This window comes from Arsenicicoccus cauae (genome assembly GCF_043162025.1).
Classification (GTDB): Bacteria; Actinomycetota; Actinomycetes; order Actinomycetales; family Dermatophilaceae; genus Arsenicicoccus; species Arsenicicoccus cauae.
This window is the reverse complement of record NZ_CP171001.1, coordinates 442,487-458,500: the sequence shown is the minus strand read 5'-3', so window position 1 is coordinate 458,500 and position 16,014 is coordinate 442,487. Positions and strand designations below refer to the sequence as shown.

At 72.8% G+C, this 16,014-nt stretch carries 14 protein-coding genes; 5 read left to right on the top strand and 9 right to left on the bottom strand.

From position 1 onward, the window contains the following. The first annotated feature begins 58 nt into the window (after positions 1–58). Positions 59–2,002 carry an amylosucrase gene (locus ACF3NS_RS02065; protein WP_392467498.1) on the top strand — a complete coding sequence of 648 codons (1,944 nt, stop codon included), beginning with the start codon at positions 59–61 and terminating at the stop codon, positions 2,000–2,002. 269 nt (positions 2,003–2,271) lie between these two features. Here the strand turns inward: ACF3NS_RS02065 and ACF3NS_RS02060 are convergent, their stop codons facing one another. Continuing rightward, entirely contained in the window at positions 2,272–3,990 is a 1,719-nt protein-coding gene (locus ACF3NS_RS02060; RefSeq protein ID WP_392467497.1) for a metallophosphoesterase, read from the bottom strand. Positions 3,991–4,143: 153 nt separating this feature from the next. Here ACF3NS_RS02060 and lhgO point away from each other — a divergent pair, with 153 nt between their 5' ends. The 3 genes from lhgO to ACF3NS_RS02045 all read left to right on the top strand — a co-directional run bounded on the left by lhgO (position 4,144) and on the right by ACF3NS_RS02045 (position 8,012). Then, the gene (gene lhgO / locus ACF3NS_RS02055; protein ID WP_392467496.1) at positions 4,144–5,358 is read left to right on the top strand and encodes an L-2-hydroxyglutarate oxidase; all 1,215 of its coding nucleotides are present in this window, start codon (positions 4,144–4,146) and stop codon (positions 5,356–5,358) included. Positions 5,359–5,548: 190 nt separating this feature from the next. Beyond that, positions 5,549–6,403 (top strand): HAD-IIA family hydrolase, encoded by an 855-nt coding sequence (locus ACF3NS_RS02050; RefSeq protein WP_288799425.1) that lies wholly within the window; start codon positions 5,549–5,551, stop codon positions 6,401–6,403. 304 nt (positions 6,404–6,707) lie between these two features. Then, a complete protein-coding gene (locus ACF3NS_RS02045) occupies positions 6,708–8,012 on the top strand; it encodes a M18 family aminopeptidase (protein WP_288799426.1) in 1,305 nt (434 codons plus the stop codon). Between the two features lie 204 nt (positions 8,013–8,216). Here ACF3NS_RS02045 and ACF3NS_RS02040 read toward each other — a convergent pair whose 3' ends face one another. The 8 genes from ACF3NS_RS02040 to ACF3NS_RS02005 form a co-directional block, all read right to left on the bottom strand. Next, positions 8,217–9,194, bottom strand: coding sequence for an NAD(P)H-quinone oxidoreductase (locus ACF3NS_RS02040; RefSeq protein WP_392467495.1), 978 nt, complete (start codon positions 9,192–9,194; stop codon positions 8,217–8,219). Positions 9,195–9,225: 31 nt separating this feature from the next. Further along, positions 9,226–9,816: a molybdenum cofactor guanylyltransferase gene (locus ACF3NS_RS02035; RefSeq protein ID WP_392467494.1), complete on the bottom strand. Its 591-nt coding sequence runs from the start codon at positions 9,814–9,816 to the stop codon at positions 9,226–9,228. Continuing rightward, positions 9,813–10,586 carry an IclR family transcriptional regulator gene (locus ACF3NS_RS02030; protein WP_392467493.1) on the bottom strand — a complete coding sequence of 258 codons (774 nt, stop codon included), beginning with the start codon at positions 10,584–10,586 and terminating at the stop codon, positions 9,813–9,815. The genes ACF3NS_RS02035 and ACF3NS_RS02030 overlap by 4 nt, the downstream gene beginning before the upstream one ends. Positions 10,587–10,639: 53 nt before the next feature. After that, the gene (gene panC / locus ACF3NS_RS02025) at positions 10,640–11,485 is read right to left on the bottom strand and encodes a pantoate--beta-alanine ligase (RefSeq protein WP_392467492.1); all 846 of its coding nucleotides are present in this window, start codon (positions 11,483–11,485) and stop codon (positions 10,640–10,642) included. Between the two features lie 56 nt (positions 11,486–11,541). Beyond that, positions 11,542–12,405, bottom strand: a complete 864-nt coding sequence (gene panB, locus ACF3NS_RS02020) for a 3-methyl-2-oxobutanoate hydroxymethyltransferase (protein ID WP_392467491.1) — start codon at positions 12,403–12,405, stop codon at positions 11,542–11,544. Further along, the gene (gene panD / locus ACF3NS_RS02015; RefSeq protein ID WP_288798843.1) at positions 12,405–12,824 is read right to left on the bottom strand and encodes an aspartate 1-decarboxylase; all 420 of its coding nucleotides are present in this window, start codon (positions 12,822–12,824) and stop codon (positions 12,405–12,407) included. The genes panB and panD overlap by 1 nt, the downstream gene beginning before the upstream one ends. A 107-nt stretch (positions 12,825–12,931) precedes the next feature. Continuing rightward, positions 12,932–13,843 (bottom strand): DUF2520 domain-containing protein, encoded by a 912-nt coding sequence (locus tag ACF3NS_RS02010; RefSeq protein WP_392467490.1) that lies wholly within the window; start codon positions 13,841–13,843, stop codon positions 12,932–12,934. A gap of 4 nt (positions 13,844–13,847) precedes the next feature. After that, on the bottom strand, positions 13,848–14,204 hold the full coding sequence (locus tag ACF3NS_RS02005) for a nuclear transport factor 2 family protein (RefSeq protein WP_154592760.1): 357 nt from the start codon (positions 14,202–14,204) through the stop codon (positions 13,848–13,850). A 163-nt stretch (positions 14,205–14,367) separates the two neighbouring features. On the opposite strand from ACF3NS_RS02005, the gene hutH reads away from it, so the two are divergent. Then, the gene (gene hutH, locus ACF3NS_RS02000; RefSeq protein ID WP_392467489.1) at positions 14,368–15,930 is read left to right on the top strand and encodes a histidine ammonia-lyase; all 1,563 of its coding nucleotides are present in this window, start codon (positions 14,368–14,370) and stop codon (positions 15,928–15,930) included. The last annotated feature ends 84 nt before the right edge of the window (positions 15,931–16,014 follow it).

The window sequence follows — 16,014 nt, the reverse complement described above, 5'->3', positions numbered from 1 at the left end:
TCCACGTGGAACGATGCCCCTTGGTCCCCTGCTCGACCGTCCGCCACCCGGAGTTCACGTGCCAGCCATCCCCCGCGCCCACCACGACCTGCCCGAGTGGCTCGACCTGAGCCCGCTCGAGCAACAGATCTACGACGTGCGCCTGGAGGCGTTGTGGGCGGATGTGCTGCGACCGGTCGCCGAGCTGTACGGCGAGGACGGCCACGGGCACGACCTCGGCCAGGTGCTCGAGCGGCTCGTGACCGTGGCCGCCCGCGCCTACGCCACGCGCTCGCAGGAGCTGCGCGTGCTCGACGAGCGCCGCCTGTCCCAGCCCGACTGGTTCCAGCGCTCCGAGCTCGTCGGCTACGTCTGCTACACCGACCGGTTCAGCGGGTCCTTCGCGACCCTGCCCGGCCGGCTGGACTACCTCGCCGAGCTCGGGGTCGGCTACCTGCACCTGATGCCGGTGCTCGAGCCCCGGGAGGGTGCCAACGACGGGGGGTATGCCGTCAGCGACTACCGCGCGACCGACCCCCGTCTCGGCTCGATGGACGAGCTCCGTGCGCTCGCCACCACCCTGCGGGGGCGCGGCGTCTCGCTCGTCGTGGACCTGGTCTGCAACCACACCGCGCGCGAGCACGAGTGGGCGCGGCGCGCCGTGACCGGCGCGACGCCCGAGGACCTGGCCTACCGCGACTACTACTTCTTCTACCCCGACCGCGAGCAGCCGGACCGGTGGGAGGCATCGCTGCCCGAGGTCTTCCCCGACTTCGCGCCCGGCAACTTCACCTGGGTCCCCGAGATCCGGCAGTGGGTCTGGACGACCTTCAACGACTACCAGTGGGACCTGAACTACGCGAACCCCCGCGTGCTCGAGGAGATGCTCGACGTCATCTGCTACCTCGGCAACGCGGGCGTCGAGGTCGTCCGCCTGGACGCGGTGGCGTTCCTGTGGAAGCGGCTCGGCACGACCTGCCAGAACCAGCCCGAGGCGCACCTGATCCTGCAGGCCTTCCGAGCGCTCACGCGGCTCGCCATGCCCGGCGTCATCCTCCTCGCCGAGGCCATCGTGTCGCCGGAGGATCTCGTCCCGTACCTCGGCCAGGGCGCCGCCACGGCCAAGGAGTGCGAGCTCGCCTACCACAACGTCTACATGGTCGCCCTGTGGTCGGCCCTCGCCGAGGGGGACGCCCGGCTGCTCACGCACACTCTGCGGGCCATGCCCCAGATCCCGCCGAGCGTGGCCTGGCTGACCTACGCCCGCCTGCACGACGACATCGGGTGGGCGATCACCGACGACAACGCCGCCGCCGTGGGTCTCGACGGCTTCTGGCACCGGTCCTTCCTGTCCGACTTCTACTCCGGCGCGCACCCCGGCTCGTGGGCGGTGGGCGAGGTCTTTCAGGAGAACCCGGTCACCCGCGACCGCCGGATCTCGGGCACGCTCGCGTCGTTGTGCGGGCTGGAGCGAGCCCAGGCGGAGGGCGACGAGACGGCGGTCGATCTCGCCATACGACGCATCCTGCTGATGCAGGGGCTCGTGCTGGTCCTCGGCGGCGTCCCCCTGATCTACATGGGCGACGAGATCGGGCTGCTCAACGACCACTCCTACCTCGCGGATCCCGCTCTCGCCGAGGACAACCGGTGGATCCACCGGCCGCCGATGGACTGGGTCGCGGCCGAGCGGCGGCACGACCCGGCGACCGTGGAGGGGCGGGTCTTCGGCGGGCTGCAGCGGCTCGTCCGGGCGCGCCAGGCGCTGCCGCAGCTGCACGCCCAGACCTCGACCGAGGCGCTCTCGCTCGGCAACGACGGTGTGTTCGCGCTGCTGCGGACCGGCCCGCGGGGGCACGTGCTGGCGCTCGCCAACCTCACGGCGGCCCCCCAGCACCTGTCGCTGCACGGCTTCGACCGGTTCGGGCCGCTGTCGGGGCTGCACGACGCGATCACGGGTGACGACCTGTGGTGGGAGTTCACGCTCGAGCCGTACCAGCAGCGCTGGGTGGTGCCGACGCCCTGACCCGCGCGCTCGGTGCGTCGGGCCCGCACTTTTGTCACGTGGTGGGGTCCTGGGTGTGGCGGACGTGCCTCGAGCCCGCACTTTTGTCACGTGGCGGGGTCCGGGGCGCGGGAACCACGTGGCCGGGATCGCGGGGGTCCGCGTCCTGGGAGGGGATGCCGAGGGCGACCGTCTGCGCGCGGTGTCGGAGCGGTTCGCCTGAGGCTCGACGCTGCGGCTGGACGCCTTGCTCGAAGGGCTCACGACGAGCGTCAGGTGACCGTGCGCGCCTACGGGGTGGGCGTCGCCGAGCTCTGCGGGGTGGTCGCCCTGACGTCCTGCAGCGTGACGGGGGCGTCGGCCCGGCATACGCGCCCTGGTGAGGGGAGAGGTGACTGGATCGCGCGGCCGTTGATCGCGCGCACGTCGTCATAGACCGGTCGGCCCTCGAGCAGGTCGCGGTAGCTGTAGCGCGTCAGCGTCTGCAGGCGGCAGTCCCCGCCGAAGCTCAGCACGTCGAAGGCATAGGGCTGACCCGCCAGCTCACCCCCGTCGCCGCCCTCGATGTAGTGCGACACGACTCCGCCGCCGGTGAAGGTCCCGATCTGGATCCGGTTGCCCTGCAAGGCGGTCGAGTGCATGTGACCGTGCAGCCGGATCCCGGCGTCGCCCGAGGCCTCCGCCGCCGCGGGCTCGTGGGTGACGAGGACGTCCAGGCCCCGCTCGGCATCGGCGGCAGCCGCCGCAGACGCCGAGGACGCCACCGCCTCGGCCGACGGGACCGACGCGGTGATGCCGGCGGCGACCGAGGTCGTCGGCACCGGCGTGCCCCCGCTCGGGGATGCTGTCGCTCCTCGCGTCGAGGACTCCTGGGCGGTGGTCGCCCGCCCCGCGCGCAGCTCGCGCATCGCCTCGCCGAAGGCCTCGGCCGCGGGCACCTGCGTCGCCGGCCCGCCACCGGTGTCGCCGAACCATCGCGGGTCGTCGAAGCCGCCGATCCGCAGCCCGCCGACGGTCGCGAGGGTGTAGGTGTGGCGGCGCGGCTCGAGCACGACGACGCCCGGGACCTGCGCCATCCGCTCGACCAGCGCGTCGTCGGTGGGGGAGCTCGCGTCGTGGTTGCCTCGCACAAAGAGGTAGGGCACACCGAGCGACGCGATGCCGGTGAACAGCCCGGCCGCCTCGGCCTCCTGCACGCGCCCGAAGTTGATCAGGTCGCCGGTGTCGACGACGGCGGTGATGCCCTCGGTCTCGACGATCTGCCTCATCAGGGGATAGGCGTTGGCGCCGTGGATGTCGGAGACCAGGAGGAGCTTCACCGAGGCGGGGGTGGCCAGCTCCGCGGGCACGAACTTGTCCTGCAGCGCGGCCGAGAGCGCCAGCATGTTCTTGACATAGGGCTGGGCCTGCGCTGACCGCGCCTCGACGCCGGCGAGGATCGCGGTGTTGGAACGCACGTAGCCGAGCAGCCCGTCGGCACCGACGGACTCCAGCCGGTTCGGGCGGAAGGTCGACCAGGCGGCACCGGCGGTGCCGGTCAGTGCGAGCAGGAGGGACAGGGCCGGTATGGCGACCGCCCGCCGCCACGGCCGCAACGGCTCGTCGCGCGAGCGCCAGTGCCGCGTGGCGAACGCCACGAGGACGCAGGTGAGCAGCGCTCCGCCGGCGAACTTGCCACCCACCTGGGTGATGACGGTGCTGACGGCGTCGTCGATCTCGGCGGGCGTGGGCTTGAGCGCGGACACCGACAGGTCACGGGTGGCGAGGACGGAGGTGATGCGGTCCTGGACCCGGGCCACCGCGCTGACGCCGGGAGCCGGCAGCACGCCGTCGAAGCGCAGGTCCAGGTCGCCGAAGAGGGTCGGCGCGTGCAGGGTCGACAGCTGGTCGGGCTCCGCAGAGAGGCGGACCGTGGCGGCATACGACTGCGTGCCGACCTGGGTCGGCCAGACGCTGGTGACCGCGATCCCGACGAGGCCCGACGCGAGGGTCAGGGCAAGGAGACCCACCAAGGTGACCACGCTCCGGCATCCCGCCGTGACCCAGCGTGGCCAGGGCCGCTGACTCAGGCGGGCAAAGCGGACACCTCGGGACGACTCTGGGGACTCAGTCCTCGTCGCGGGGCTCACCGGGCCAGACTAGAGGGGTCGAAAGGGGAATTCATGAAGACCGAGGCTGACGTCCTCGTCGTCGGTGGGGGCATCGTGGGGCTCGCGACGGCCCGTGCCCTGCAGCTGCGCAAGCCCGGTGCCCACGTGGTGGTCATCGACAAGGAAGACGACATCGCGCGGCACCAGACCGGCAACAACTCCGGCGTGATCCACGCGGGGGTCTACTACACGCCGGGGTCCTACAAGGCGCGGCTGTGCTTCGACGGGCGCGTGCGCCTGGTGGAGTATCTGCAGGACAAGGGGATCCCGCACCGGATCGACGGCAAGCTCGTCGTGGCGACGAACGCCGACGAGGTGGACAAGATGAAGGAGATCCAGCGGCGCTGCGAGGCCAACGACGTGCCGACGCAGTGGATGAGCCGTGAGGAGTTCCGCGAGGTCGAGCCGCACGCCGAGGGCGTCGCCGCGCTGCAGGTCAAGGTCACCGGCGTCGTCGACTACAAGGTCGTCTGCCAGAGCTACGCCGACGACATCCGCGCCGCCGGCGGCGAGATCCGCACCGGCACCGCGCTCGTGTCGGGGCGGCCGGGCCTGAACGACGTCACCGTCGAGACCACCCAGGGCACGATCGTCGCCAAGCAGGTCGTGACCTGCGGCGGCCTCAACGCGGACCTCGTCGCCAGGGCCATGGGCGCCCGTCCCGAGACCCGCATCGTCGGCTTCCGCGGCGAGTACTACGAGCTCACGCCCGAGAAGTCCTACCTGTGCAACGCGCTGATCTACCCGGTGCCCGACCCGCGCTTCCCCTTCCTCGGGGTGCACGCCACCAAGGGCATCGACGGGCACGTCCACCTCGGCCCCAACGCCGTCATCGCGTTGGCCCGCGAGGGCTACTCGTGGACCCAGATCAACCCGCGCGACATGGTGCAGCTCGCGGCCTTCCCGGGGATCTGGAGGCTCGCGCAGAAGTACTGGAAGTACTCCATCGGCGAGGTGCAGCGGTCCTTCTCCAAGGAGGCCTTTGTCAAGGCGACGCAGAAGATGATGCCGGAGGTGCAGGTCGAGGACGTCGTCCGCGCCGGCGCCGGGGTCCGCGCCCAGGCGATGCGCCCGGACGGCACGCTGGTGGAGGACTTCGACTTCCTGCACGAGCACCCGCGCGTCCTGCACGTGCTCAACGCGCCCTCGCCCGCGGCCACCGCGTCGCTGGCGATCGCCGAGGTCATCGCCGACAAGCTCGCCGAGGCGGAGCGCGTCGCGATCTGAGGCGTATGACGTCACCTGTCGTCGCTACGCTGCCGCCGGGCCGGGCCTACCATCCGGCCTCGCAAGCTCGGCCTCCCGCCAGGCCCGCCACGGCCCGGCCCGGCGGCAGCCTCCGCTCCTTCCGCGTCGTCCTCGCGTCACCCGGCGCGAGCGGGACGACGGTCTGCCGGTGGGTCGCCATACTGGCCGTATGACGACCCACGCCCATATCGAGTCCTGGCTCACCGACATGGACGGGGTGCTGGTCCACGAGGAGCACGCTATCCCCGGCGCCGCCGAGTTCCTCGGCGCGCTGCAGGAGCGTGGGCTGCGCTTCCAGGTGCTCACCAACAACTCGATCTACACGCCGCGAGACCTGCGGGCGCGGCTGCTGGCCAGCGGCATCGACGTCCCCGAGGAGTGCATCTGGACGTCGGCCCTGGCGACCGCGAGCTTCCTGGCCGAGCAGCGGCCGGGCGGCTCGGCCTACGTCATCGGGGAGGCGGGGCTGACGACCGCGCTCTACGAGGCGGGCTACACGATGACCCAGCGGGACCCCGACTACGTGGTGCTGGGGGAGACGCGGACCTACTCCTTCGAGGCGATCACGCGGGGGATCCGGCTGGTGGAGAGCGGCGCGCGCTTCATCGCGACGAACCCCGACGTGAGCGGTCCGTCGGTGGAGGGCACGCTGCCCGCCACGGGGTCGGTGGCCGCGCTGATCACGGCTGCGACCGGGCGCAAGCCGTACTACGTCGGCAAGCCCAACCCGCTGATGATGCGCACCGCCCTCAACCGGATCGAGGCGCACTCCGAGCACACCGTGATGATCGGCGACCGCATGGACACCGACGTCGTGTCCGGGCTCGAGGCGGGGCTGCGCACCATCCTCGTGCTGACCGGGTCCACCCGTCCGCACCAGGTCGAGCTGTTCCCCTACCGCCCGACGCGGGTCGTCGACTCGATCGCCGACGTGGTGCCGCTGGTCGCCGAGCGCGCGCCCCGCGTCGGTCGCGACGAGGGCTCGGCCTCGGCGACGAGCCGGGTCGAGGACGGCACGGGCTGACCCTGGGCCTCGGGTCGCTCGGCGACCCAGCGGGCTGCGTCGCGGGGTCGAGCCCTCTTGCGGAGGTCGCAGCACCACGACGACTCCCTCGCCCCGTTCCTCGGCGTCCTCGACCTTGGACGTCGTGTCGCGCACGATCGCCGCCATCGCGGCCGTGATGAAGGACTTCTCGGTGTCCGTGAGCAGGGACGAGTCCCAGAGCGCCACCAGCTCCTGGTAGCGCGGCGTGGCACCAGGGCGATGGCCGGCTCCGCCGCGCGTGCCCCACGTCGGGAGGGGCCAGGGCTGACGGCATACTGGCCGCATGAGCCACTCGTTCGACCCCGAGGTCGAGGCCCGCGGTCTGTGCCAGTTCATCGACTCCTCCCCGTCTCCCTTCCACGCGGTGCAGTCAGCCGGCGCGATGCTCGACGCCGCCGGGTTCATCGAGCTCACCGAGGGCGACGCCTGGCCGCAGCAGGCCGGCCGCTTCTACACCGTCCGCGCGGGGTCGCTGGCCGCGTGGTCCACCGAGCACGCCGACGGGGCGACCACGCCGTTCCGCGTCGTGGGGGCGCACACCGACTCGCCCAACCTGCGCATCCGCCCCAACCCCGACCTGCACCGACACGGCTGGGACCAGCTCGTCTGCGAGGTGTATGGCGGCCCCCTGCTCAACTCCTGGCTCGATCGCGACCTGGGGCTGTCCGGCCGCGTGTCCGTGCGTGGACGCGCGGGCGTCGAGACCCACCTGGTGCTCGTCGACAGCCCCACGCTGCGCATCCCGCAGCTCGCGGTGCACCTCGACCGCGGGGTCAACGACGGTCTTGCCCTCAACCCGCAGACCCACCTCGTCCCCGTCTGGGGGTATGGCGGAACCGCCCCCTCCATGCGGGAGTTCCTGTCGCGCGAGGTCGGCTGCGACGTCGACGACGTGCTCGCCTGGGACCTCATGACCCACGACCTCACCCCGTCCACCCTGCTCGGGCACGACGGCTCGCTGCTGGCCGCGCCGCGCCTGGACAACCTTGGGACGAGCTACTGCGGGACCCGGGCGTTCGTCGACGCGGTGGACGGCGACGGGCCGTCGACGCCCTCCGTGCAGGTCCTCGTGCTCTTCGACCACGAGGAGATCGGGTCGATGACCGAGCGTGGCGGCTTCTCCTCGATGCTGCCGCAGATCCTGGAACGCATCACCCGGTCGCTCGGCGGGGACCGCGACGACCACCAGCGGGCGCTCGCCTCGACGGTCGTCGCGTCGGGGGACATGGCGCACGCGACGCACCCCAACTATCCCGACAAGCACGAGCCCAACCACCAGGTCGCCCTCAACGGCGGCCCGGTGCTCAAGGTCAACGTCAAGGGCCGTTACGCCACGGACGCCGTGTCGGCCGGGTGGTTCCGGCTGGCGTGCGACCAGGCGGGGGTGCCGATGCAGGAGTTCACGGCGCGCGGGGACATGCCGTGCGGCTCGACGATCGGCCCGATGACGGCGGCCCAGCTCGGGGTGTCCACGATCGACTTCGGGGCGCCGATGCTGTCGATGCACTCGGCGCGCGAGCTGATGGGCGCCGAGGATCCGGCGATGTATGCCGGCGCCCTGTCGGCCTTCCTCTCCCCCCAGCTCTGACCTACCGGGGGTAAGGGCATCGACCGGGCTTCGTTCGCCAGGTCGATGATCCGGCCCCCGGTAGGGGCATCAGCCGGGGTTCGTTCGCCAGGTCGATGATCCTGCCCCCGGTAGGGGCATCAGCCGGGCTTCGTTCGCCAGGTCGATGATCCTGCCCCCGGTAGGGGCATCAGCCGGGCTTCGTCCGGCCGCACCGCCGCCGCGTCAGATCGTCAGGAGCACCTTGCCGATGTGAGTGCCACGGTCGAGCTCCTCGTGGGCACGCGCCGCCTCGCGGGCCGGGAAGCGAGCATGGATCACGGGCGCCAGCTCGCCGGCCTCGACCAACGGCCACACGTGCTCGCGGACCTCGGCCACGATCGCCGCCTTCTCGTCCCGGGGGCGGGCACGCAGCGAGGTGGCGACGACGGTGCCGCGCTTGCGCAGCAGGGTCGCGATGTCGAGCTCACCCTTGACGCCGCCCTGCATGCCGATGATCACGAGTCGGCCGCCGGTGGCGAGGGCGGCCACGTTGCGAGGGAGGTACTTCGCGCCCATGTTGTCGAGGATGACGTCGGCGCCGCGTCCGTCCGTGGCCGCGCGCAGCTCCTCCACGAAGTCCTGCTGCTTGTAGTCGATCAGGATCGACGCACCGAGCTCGCGGCACCGCTCGAGCTTGGCCCCCGAGCCCGCCGTGACCGCGACTCGCGCCCCGAGGGACCGGGCGATCTGGATGGCGGTCGTGCCGATGCCGCTCGAGCCGCCGTGCACGAGCAGGGTCTCCCCGCTGCGCAGCCCGGCGGTCATCACGAGGTTGGACCACACGGTGCACGTCACCTCGGGCAGCGCGGCGGCGTCGACCAGGCTCGTCCCGGCGGGCACGGGCAGCAGCTGCCCCGCGGGGACGGCGACGTGCTCGGCATACCCGCCCCCGGCGAGGAGGGCGCAGACCTGGTCGCCCTCGCGCCACCCCGCGACCCGGCTGCCGACCTGCACCACGATGCCGCTGACCTCGAGGCCGGGGATGTCGGACTCGCCGGGCGGCGGGGGATAGTGCCCCTGGCGCTGCAACAGGTCGGCGCGGTTGACGCCGGCGGCGACGACGCGGACGAGGACCTCGTCGGGCCCGATGCCGGGGGTGGGGATCTCGGAGACGGTCAGGACCTCGGGGCCGCCGAACGACGGCAGGGTGATGGCCTTCATGCCTCCACCGTATGACGGTGCGGGGTCGCCGTCAGCCGAGGTGGATGACGCGGGCCTCGAACAGGTCGACGGGGGTGTCGACGTCCAGCAGCGCTCGCGGGGAGGGGGTGGGGATGCCCTCCATGCGCAGGCTCGCGGCGGTGCGGTGCACGGACACGTCGCGGGTGCCGGGGGGGAAGGTCTGGTGCAGCGGACCGGTGAGGTAGGCGGCGAGCAAGGGCTGCAGCGATCCGGACTCGTCCACCACCGCCACGGCCTGGACGCCCGCCCGGGCGGCGGTGAGGGCCTCCACGACGTGGGGGGCGGCATCCCCGGCGAACGGCTGGTCGCCGGCCAGGATCACGGTCACGGGGGACTGCGACAGGGCCGCGCCGGTGGCGATGCCGGCGGCGGGTCCGCCGAGCGGCGGGTCCTCGCGCGTCCAGGTGACGGGGCGCGTGGTCGGGCGCTCGGTGCCGACGCAGATGATGGCCCAGTCATCGGGGAGGTCGTCCAGGATCCGGCCGAGGACGGTCGTCTCCCCGAGCTGCTCGGACGTCTTGTCGCGGCCGCCCATCCGCACGGACGTGCCTCCGCACAGGATGACGGCGGTCACGTCGGGGGTGGGGTGGAGGCTGGTCATGGATGCTCCTTGCGATGTCCGCCGAGGCGGCGGGTGAGCTCCTGCGCAGCTCGTCGTGCGGCGTCCGCGAGGGGCTGGACGGATGCCTCCACGTGTCGTGGATAGGTGATCGCGACGGATGCTACCGGGTGCCCGCCGTGGTCCACCACTGCCGCCGCCACGCTGGCGAGGCCCTCGGTGACGGTGCCGTCCTCGAGCGCGAAGCCTCGCGTCCGCACGGCGGCGAGCTCCGAGCGCAGGGCCGTCAGCGACCTCGGCCCGGTGCCCCGTCGCGTCACGAACGCATCCCGGTCGGGGAAGAGCGCGCGCACCTGGGCGGCGGGCAGGGCGGCGAGCATGGCGAGGCCGCTCGCGGTGACCTGGGAGGGGAGGCGCACCCCGACGTCGGTGACCAGCATGGGACGGCCGGGTGCGCGCTCCTCGAGGACGTAGAGCACGTCGCGGCCGTGCAGCACCGCCAGGTGCACGTTGTGGGTCGTCTCGTCCACGAGGCGCGCGAGCACCGGGCGGGACACCCGCGCCAGCCCGGCCTGCCGGGGGTAGGCGCTGCCCAGCTCGAACACCCCGACCCCGAGCCCGTAGCGACGCTCCTCGGGGAGGTGCGTCACCAGTCCCTCGTCGGCCAGGAGGGACAGCAGCTTGTATGCCGTGGAGCGCGGCAGCCCGAGGTCGCGCGCCACGGCGGCGGCGGGCACGGGCTCGGGGTGCCGCGAGAGGTGGCGCAGGATCGCGACCGCCTGGCTCACGGCGGGGGAGGCGCTGCGGGGCATGCCCCCATCCTGACGCGTGTCGCCGATGTCGTGGCGCGGACCGTCCACAGCTCCTAGACGGACCGCGGCAGGACGAGGTTGTCGATCAGGCGGGTCCGGCCGAGGCGGGCGGCCAACGACAGGAGCGCGCCGCGTGCGGGATCGACGTCGTCCAGCTCGGCCAGGGTGTCCGGGTCGGCGACGCTGACGTACTCCACCTGCGCGGTCGGCTCGGTGGCCAGGACGGCGTGGGCGGCGCTGAGCAGCTCCGAGGCGAGGCGGTGCCCGGCGGCATACGACTCCTCGGCGGCGACGAGGGCGCGGTGCAGGACGGGGGCGACGGAGCGCTCGGCCGGACTGAGATAGGTGTTGCGCGAGCTCATGGCCAGGCCGTCGGGCTCGCGGCGGATCGGCTCGACGCAGACCTCCAGACCGAGCGCGAGGTCGCGGACGAGGCGGCGGATGACGACGGTCTGCTGGGCGTCCTTCTGCCCGAAGTAGGCCCGCGTCGGCCGCACCGCGCCGAACAGGATGGTGCACACGGTCGCGACCCCGTCGAAGTGCCCTGGGCGGCGGGCGCCTTCGAGGACGTCGGTGACGCCGCCGACGCTGACACGCGTGGACGAGCCTGCGGGATAGACGTCCTCGACGGCGGGCGTCCAGACGAGGTCGACGCCCTCGGCCTCGAGCAGCGCGAGGTCGCGGGCGAGGTCGCGCGGATAGCTGTCGAGGTCCTCGCCCGGCCCGAACTGCGTGGGGTTGACAAAGATCGAGACCACCACGGAGTCGTTGGCGCTCGTGGCTGCTCGCACGAGCGACAGGTGGCCGTCGTGCAGGTAGCCCATGGTCGGGACGAACCCGACGGTCCCGAGCTCGGCACGAGCAGCGGTGAGCTCGTCGCGGGTGGTGACGACGCGCATCGGATCTCCTTGTCCTGTGGTGGTCGTGGGACCGGTCGTACGCCGGGCGCCCGCCGTCAGGCGAGATCGCCCGCCCGGCGCAGGGCCTCGGCGAGGACGTCGTCGGGCATCGTGACCGACTGTGCGGCCGTGGGGAACTCGCGAGACCGCACGTCGGTCGCGAGCCGCTCGAGCGCCTCGGCCGCCGTGTCCGCGAGTGTCGCGTAGCGCCGCGTGTGGCGTGGCACGTGCTCGTCGTACAGCCCGAGCACGTCGTGCCACACCTGCACCTCGCCGTCGCATCCCGGCCCGGCCCCGATCCCGATCGTGGGGATGTCGAGCCGCTCGGTGATCGCGGCGGCCAGCGGTGCGGGGACGAGCTCGAGGACGACCGCCCAGGCGCCGGCGTCCTGCAGCGCCAGCGCATCTCGCACGAGCTCGGCGGCCCGCGCCGCGTCCTTGCCCTGCACCCGCAGCCCGAGCTGGTGCACCGACTGCGGCGTCAGGCCGAGGTGGCCCATGACCGGGATCCCGGTCTCGACGAGCCGGCGCACGACCGGCGCCACGGCCCGGCCGCCCTCGAGCTTGACGCTGCCGCATCCGCCTTCGGCCATGAGACGTCCGGCGGAGTGGAGGGCGGTCGCGTCGTCGGCATACGTCAGGAAGGGCAGGTCGCTCACCACCAACGGACGGTCACACCCGCGGACCACCATCTGCGTGTGCCGCACCATGTCGTCCAGCGTCACCGGCAGGGTGGAGTCGTGGCCGTGCACGACCATGCCGAGCGAGTCGCCGACGAGCACCATGGGGATCGACGTGCGGTCCACGACCCGCGCCGACGTGTAGTCGTAGCAGGTCACCATCGGCAGGCGCTCGCCGGCAGCGTGCAGCCGCAGCAGGTCCTGGACGGTGAGGCGTCGCTCGCCGCGGTGGACGGACATCAGCCCTGGTGCTCGGCGTCGAGGTCGACCTGCAGGCTGGCGCCCCGCAGCGCATGGGGGTCGTCGCGCTCGGTGATGACCCGGGCGATCGAGTTGTCGGTGGGGTCGACGAGCACCACCTTGGGGTGCCAGTCGGCGGGCACGGGGACGCTGACCTGCACGTAGGCCATGACGATGACCAGGTCGCCAGGCTGCACGAGTCGCGCGGCGGCGCCGTTGAGCTGGATCTCGCCGGAGCCACGGGCGCCGGGGATCGTGTAGGTCTCGAGCCGGGCGCCGTTGTCGATGTCGACGACCTGCACGCGCTCGTAGGCATCGATGCCGGCGGCGTCCAGCAGGTCCTCGTCGATGGTGATGCTGCCGACGTAGTGGAGGTCGGCGGCGGTCACGCGGGCGCGGTGGATCTTGCCGCTGACCATGGTCTTGAGCTGCACGGGACTGTCCTCGGGGTGGGCGGGTGGAGCGCACCAAGGCTAGGCGACGAGGCTGTTGATCTGCTCCGCCCGAGCACGGACAGTGGTCACCGTCACGTGCCCGGCGGCCCGTCCAGCTCCCACGCCAGCGCCCCCGCCAGCGCCGCGGTGACCTCCGGAGCCAGGCCGCGCTCCTCGAGCAGGGGTATGACGGCCCGCCCGCTCGCGGCGTAGAGGTCTCGCGCAGGCGGTTGCTCGGCGAGGGCCGCCGCATGCCGCCGGACGGTGCCGAGGTCGCCGCGCACGAGCGGACCCGTGAGCCCCTGGGCCGGCCCGACCTCCGCGACCCCGGCGAGCGACCCGGCGACCAGCCGGGCGAGGGCGGGCACGGTCGGGGCGTCGCCGAGGCCGCAGCGCGACAGCAGCTCCTGCGCCTGCGCGATCCCGGCGACCGCGCTGGTCACGGCCAGGGTGGCGGCCGCGTGGTAGACCGCCCGGTGGTCGTCGGCGAGGGAGTGGGCCTGGCCGCCCAGCCTCGCCGTCAGCGCGGTCACCGTGCGGGTGAGGGCGGGGTCGGCGGTGACGGTCCACAGGCTGCCGGGGTCGATGCGGGACCGGCGGGTCGCAAAGGCCTGCAGCGGGTGCCAGCACCCCGTCGCCCATCCCACGGCGGCCAGCGGCGTCAGCGCGTCCCGGCCCGTGGCGCCCGACACGTGGACGGCCGCGCCGCCTTCCCTGCCTGGCGCGCCCGCGCCAGCGAGCCGTGCCGCCACGGCGGGGATGGCGTCGTCGCTGACCGAGAGGACCACGAGATCGGCCCCGGCGGTCGCGACCGCCAACGGGAGCGCCGACGTCCGGCAGGCCGCCGCCAGGTCATGGGCGGCGGCCTCGTCCCGACCGGTGACGCCGATCAGCTCGACGTCGAGATCCTCTGCCGCGCAGGGCTGTTCGCGCAGGCCAGCGATCCCGTGCGCGAGGGCGGTCGCGACCCGTCCGGTGCCGACGACGACGACCCGCAGTGGCATCGGCTCAGGCGAGCGGGGCATAGAAGTATGTGGTGCGGAACGCGATCCGGTCCCCGTCGAGGCGGAAGAAGTCGGCGAACCGCAGCTCCAGGGCACGTCCGTCGCGCGCCGTGCCCTCGAACCGCCCCTGCACCGCGACGTCGTCGCCGTCGACGACCGCGTGCGTGAGGGTGTGCGCCCCGGACTCGATGATCCGCTCACCGGAGTAGAACGCCGTGAGCCCCGCGTGCCCGCGCATCGGCTCGTAGCCGGGCCGCTCATAGGTCGCGTCCTCGGTGAAGAGGGCGACCAGGCCCTCGACGTCGCCGGCGTCGACGAGCTGGTAGTAGCGCGTGACCGGCGCGGGGGCGGTGGTGGTCATGGCGTCGGGCCTTTCGTCATACGGCAGGGTCTGTCTGCTCCGACCGTATGCCGAACCGCCCGCCCCGGCGAGGCCGCCCCGTCGCGCCCCCGTCGGCATGTCTCAGATCCGGGACATAACTGGGGCGCCGAGGGGTGCCGGCCCACGCGCGGGGGCTCGCACAATGAGCGGCATGACTGCTGAGCGCACCCCTGTCCAGGTCGGCCGCGGGCCGCTGTCCTTCGACGACGTCGTCGCCGTGGCGCGGCACGACGCGCCGGTCGCCCTGACGCAGGACTCGGTCGACGAGATCGCCCGCAGCCGAACGGTGATCGAGGGGTTGGCGGGCGACACCATCCCGCACTACGGCGTCTCGACGGGCTTCGGAGCGCTCGCCACCCGCCACATCCCCACCGAGCTGCGCGCCCAGCTGCAGCGCTCGCTCGTGCGCTCGCACGCCGCCGGTTCCGGCCCGGAGGTGGAGCGCGAGGTCGTGCGGGCCCTGATGCTGCTGCGCCTGTCAACCCTCGCCACCGGCCGCACCGGCGTGAAGGTCTCGACCGCCCAGGCATATGTCGACCTCCTCAACGCGGGCATCACTCCGGTGGTGCACGAGTACGGATCCCTCGGGTGCTCAGGTGATCTCGCGCCGCTCGCCCACTGCGCCCTGGCGCTGATGGGGGAGGGCCCGGTGCGGCTGCCGTCCGGTGACCTGGCTGACGCGGGGGACGCCCTCCGCGAGGCCGGCCTCACGCCGATCACGTTGGAGGAGAAGGAAGGCCTGGCCCTGATCAACGGCACGGACGGGATGCTCGGCATGCTCGTCCTCGCCATCACCGACCTGCGGGCCCTGCTGACGGTCGCGGACATCAGCGCCGCCATGAGCGTCGAGGGCCTGCTGGGCACGGACAACGTCTTCGCCGCCGACCTGCACGAGCTGAGGCCCCACCCGGGACAGGGGGATTCGGCCTACAACCTGCGAACCGTCCTGGCGGGCAGCCCGATCCGTGAGAGCCACCGCACCGAGGCGTGCACCCGCGTGCAGGACGCCTACTCCCTGCGGTGCGCTCCGCAGGTCGCCGGCGGGGCGCGGGACACCGTCGCGCACGCCACCCTCGTCGCCACGCGCGAGCTCGCCGCCGCCGTCGACAACCCCGTCGTCACGCTCGACGCTCGGGTGGAGTCCAACGGCAACTTCCACGGCGCGCCCGTGGCCTATGTCCTGGACTTCCTCGCGATCGTGGCCGCCGACGTGGCCTCGATGAGCGAGCGCCGGACGGACCGCTTCCTCGACAAGGCGCGGTCGCACGGGCTCAACCCCTTCCTCGCCGACGACCCCGGCGTCGACAGCGGCCACATGATCGCGCAGTACACCCAGGCCGCCATCGTCTCCGAGATGAAGCGCCTCGCCTTCCCTGCCTCCGTCGACTCGATCCCGTCCAGCGCGATGCAGGAGGACCACGTCTCGATGGGGTGGTCGGCCGCCCGCAAGCTGCGCCGCTCCGTCGACGCCCTCACGCGGGTGCTGGCCATCGAGGTGCTGACGGCAGCCCGCGGGATCGAGCTGCGCTCGCCGCTCGAGCCAGCCCCGGCGACGGGGGCCGCCATCCAGGTGCTCCGCGACGCCGGGTGGGAGGGCCCGGGGAGGGACCGGTTCCTCGCGCCCGACATCGCGCTCGCCCACGACGCGGTCGCCTCCGGTCGCCTGCTGGCCGCGGTCGAGCAGGTGACCGGCCCGCTGCGCTGACGTCGGGAGATGACCAGTCGCCGCCAGGGGTTCGTCGGGGCGTCATACGGCGTTCAACGGGTGAGCGAGCGGCCTGCCTAGCGT

What these genes read in the sequence shown, in the direction of transcription:
- panC (WP_392467492.1), bottom strand. Translation starts at nt 11,485, where the DNA reads ATGCGCGTCGTCACCACCCGCGACGAGCTCACCGCTGCTCGTGCCGAG.
- ACF3NS_RS02005 (WP_154592760.1), bottom strand. Translation starts at nt 14,204, where the DNA reads ATGACCACCACCGCCCCCGCGCCGGTCACGCGCTACTACCAGCTCGTC.
- ACF3NS_RS02040 (WP_392467495.1), bottom strand. Translation starts at nt 9,194, where the DNA reads ATGAAGGCCATCACCCTGCCGTCGTTCGGCGGCCCCGAGGTCCTGACC.
- ACF3NS_RS02035 (WP_392467494.1), bottom strand. Translation starts at nt 9,816, where the DNA reads ATGACCAGCCTCCACCCCACCCCCGACGTGACCGCCGTCATCCTGTGC.
- ACF3NS_RS02045 (WP_288799426.1), top strand. Translation starts at nt 6,708, where the DNA reads ATGAGCCACTCGTTCGACCCCGAGGTCGAGGCCCGCGGTCTGTGCCAG.
- panB (WP_392467491.1), bottom strand. Translation starts at nt 12,405, where the DNA reads ATGTCCGTCCACCGCGGCGAGCGACGCCTCACCGTCCAGGACCTGCTG.
- lhgO (WP_392467496.1), top strand. Translation starts at nt 4,144, where the DNA reads ATGAAGACCGAGGCTGACGTCCTCGTCGTCGGTGGGGGCATCGTGGGG.
- hutH (WP_392467489.1), top strand. Translation starts at nt 14,368, where the DNA reads ATGAGCGGCATGACTGCTGAGCGCACCCCTGTCCAGGTCGGCCGCGGG.
- panD (WP_288798843.1), bottom strand. Translation starts at nt 12,824, where the DNA reads ATGGTCAGCGGCAAGATCCACCGCGCCCGCGTGACCGCCGCCGACCTC.
- ACF3NS_RS02010 (WP_392467490.1), bottom strand. Translation starts at nt 13,843, where the DNA reads ATGCCACTGCGGGTCGTCGTCGTCGGCACCGGACGGGTCGCGACCGCC.
- ACF3NS_RS02030 (WP_392467493.1), bottom strand. Translation starts at nt 10,586, where the DNA reads ATGCCCCGCAGCGCCTCCCCCGCCGTGAGCCAGGCGGTCGCGATCCTG.
- ACF3NS_RS02050 (WP_288799425.1), top strand. Translation starts at nt 5,549, where the DNA reads ATGACGACCCACGCCCATATCGAGTCCTGGCTCACCGACATGGACGGG.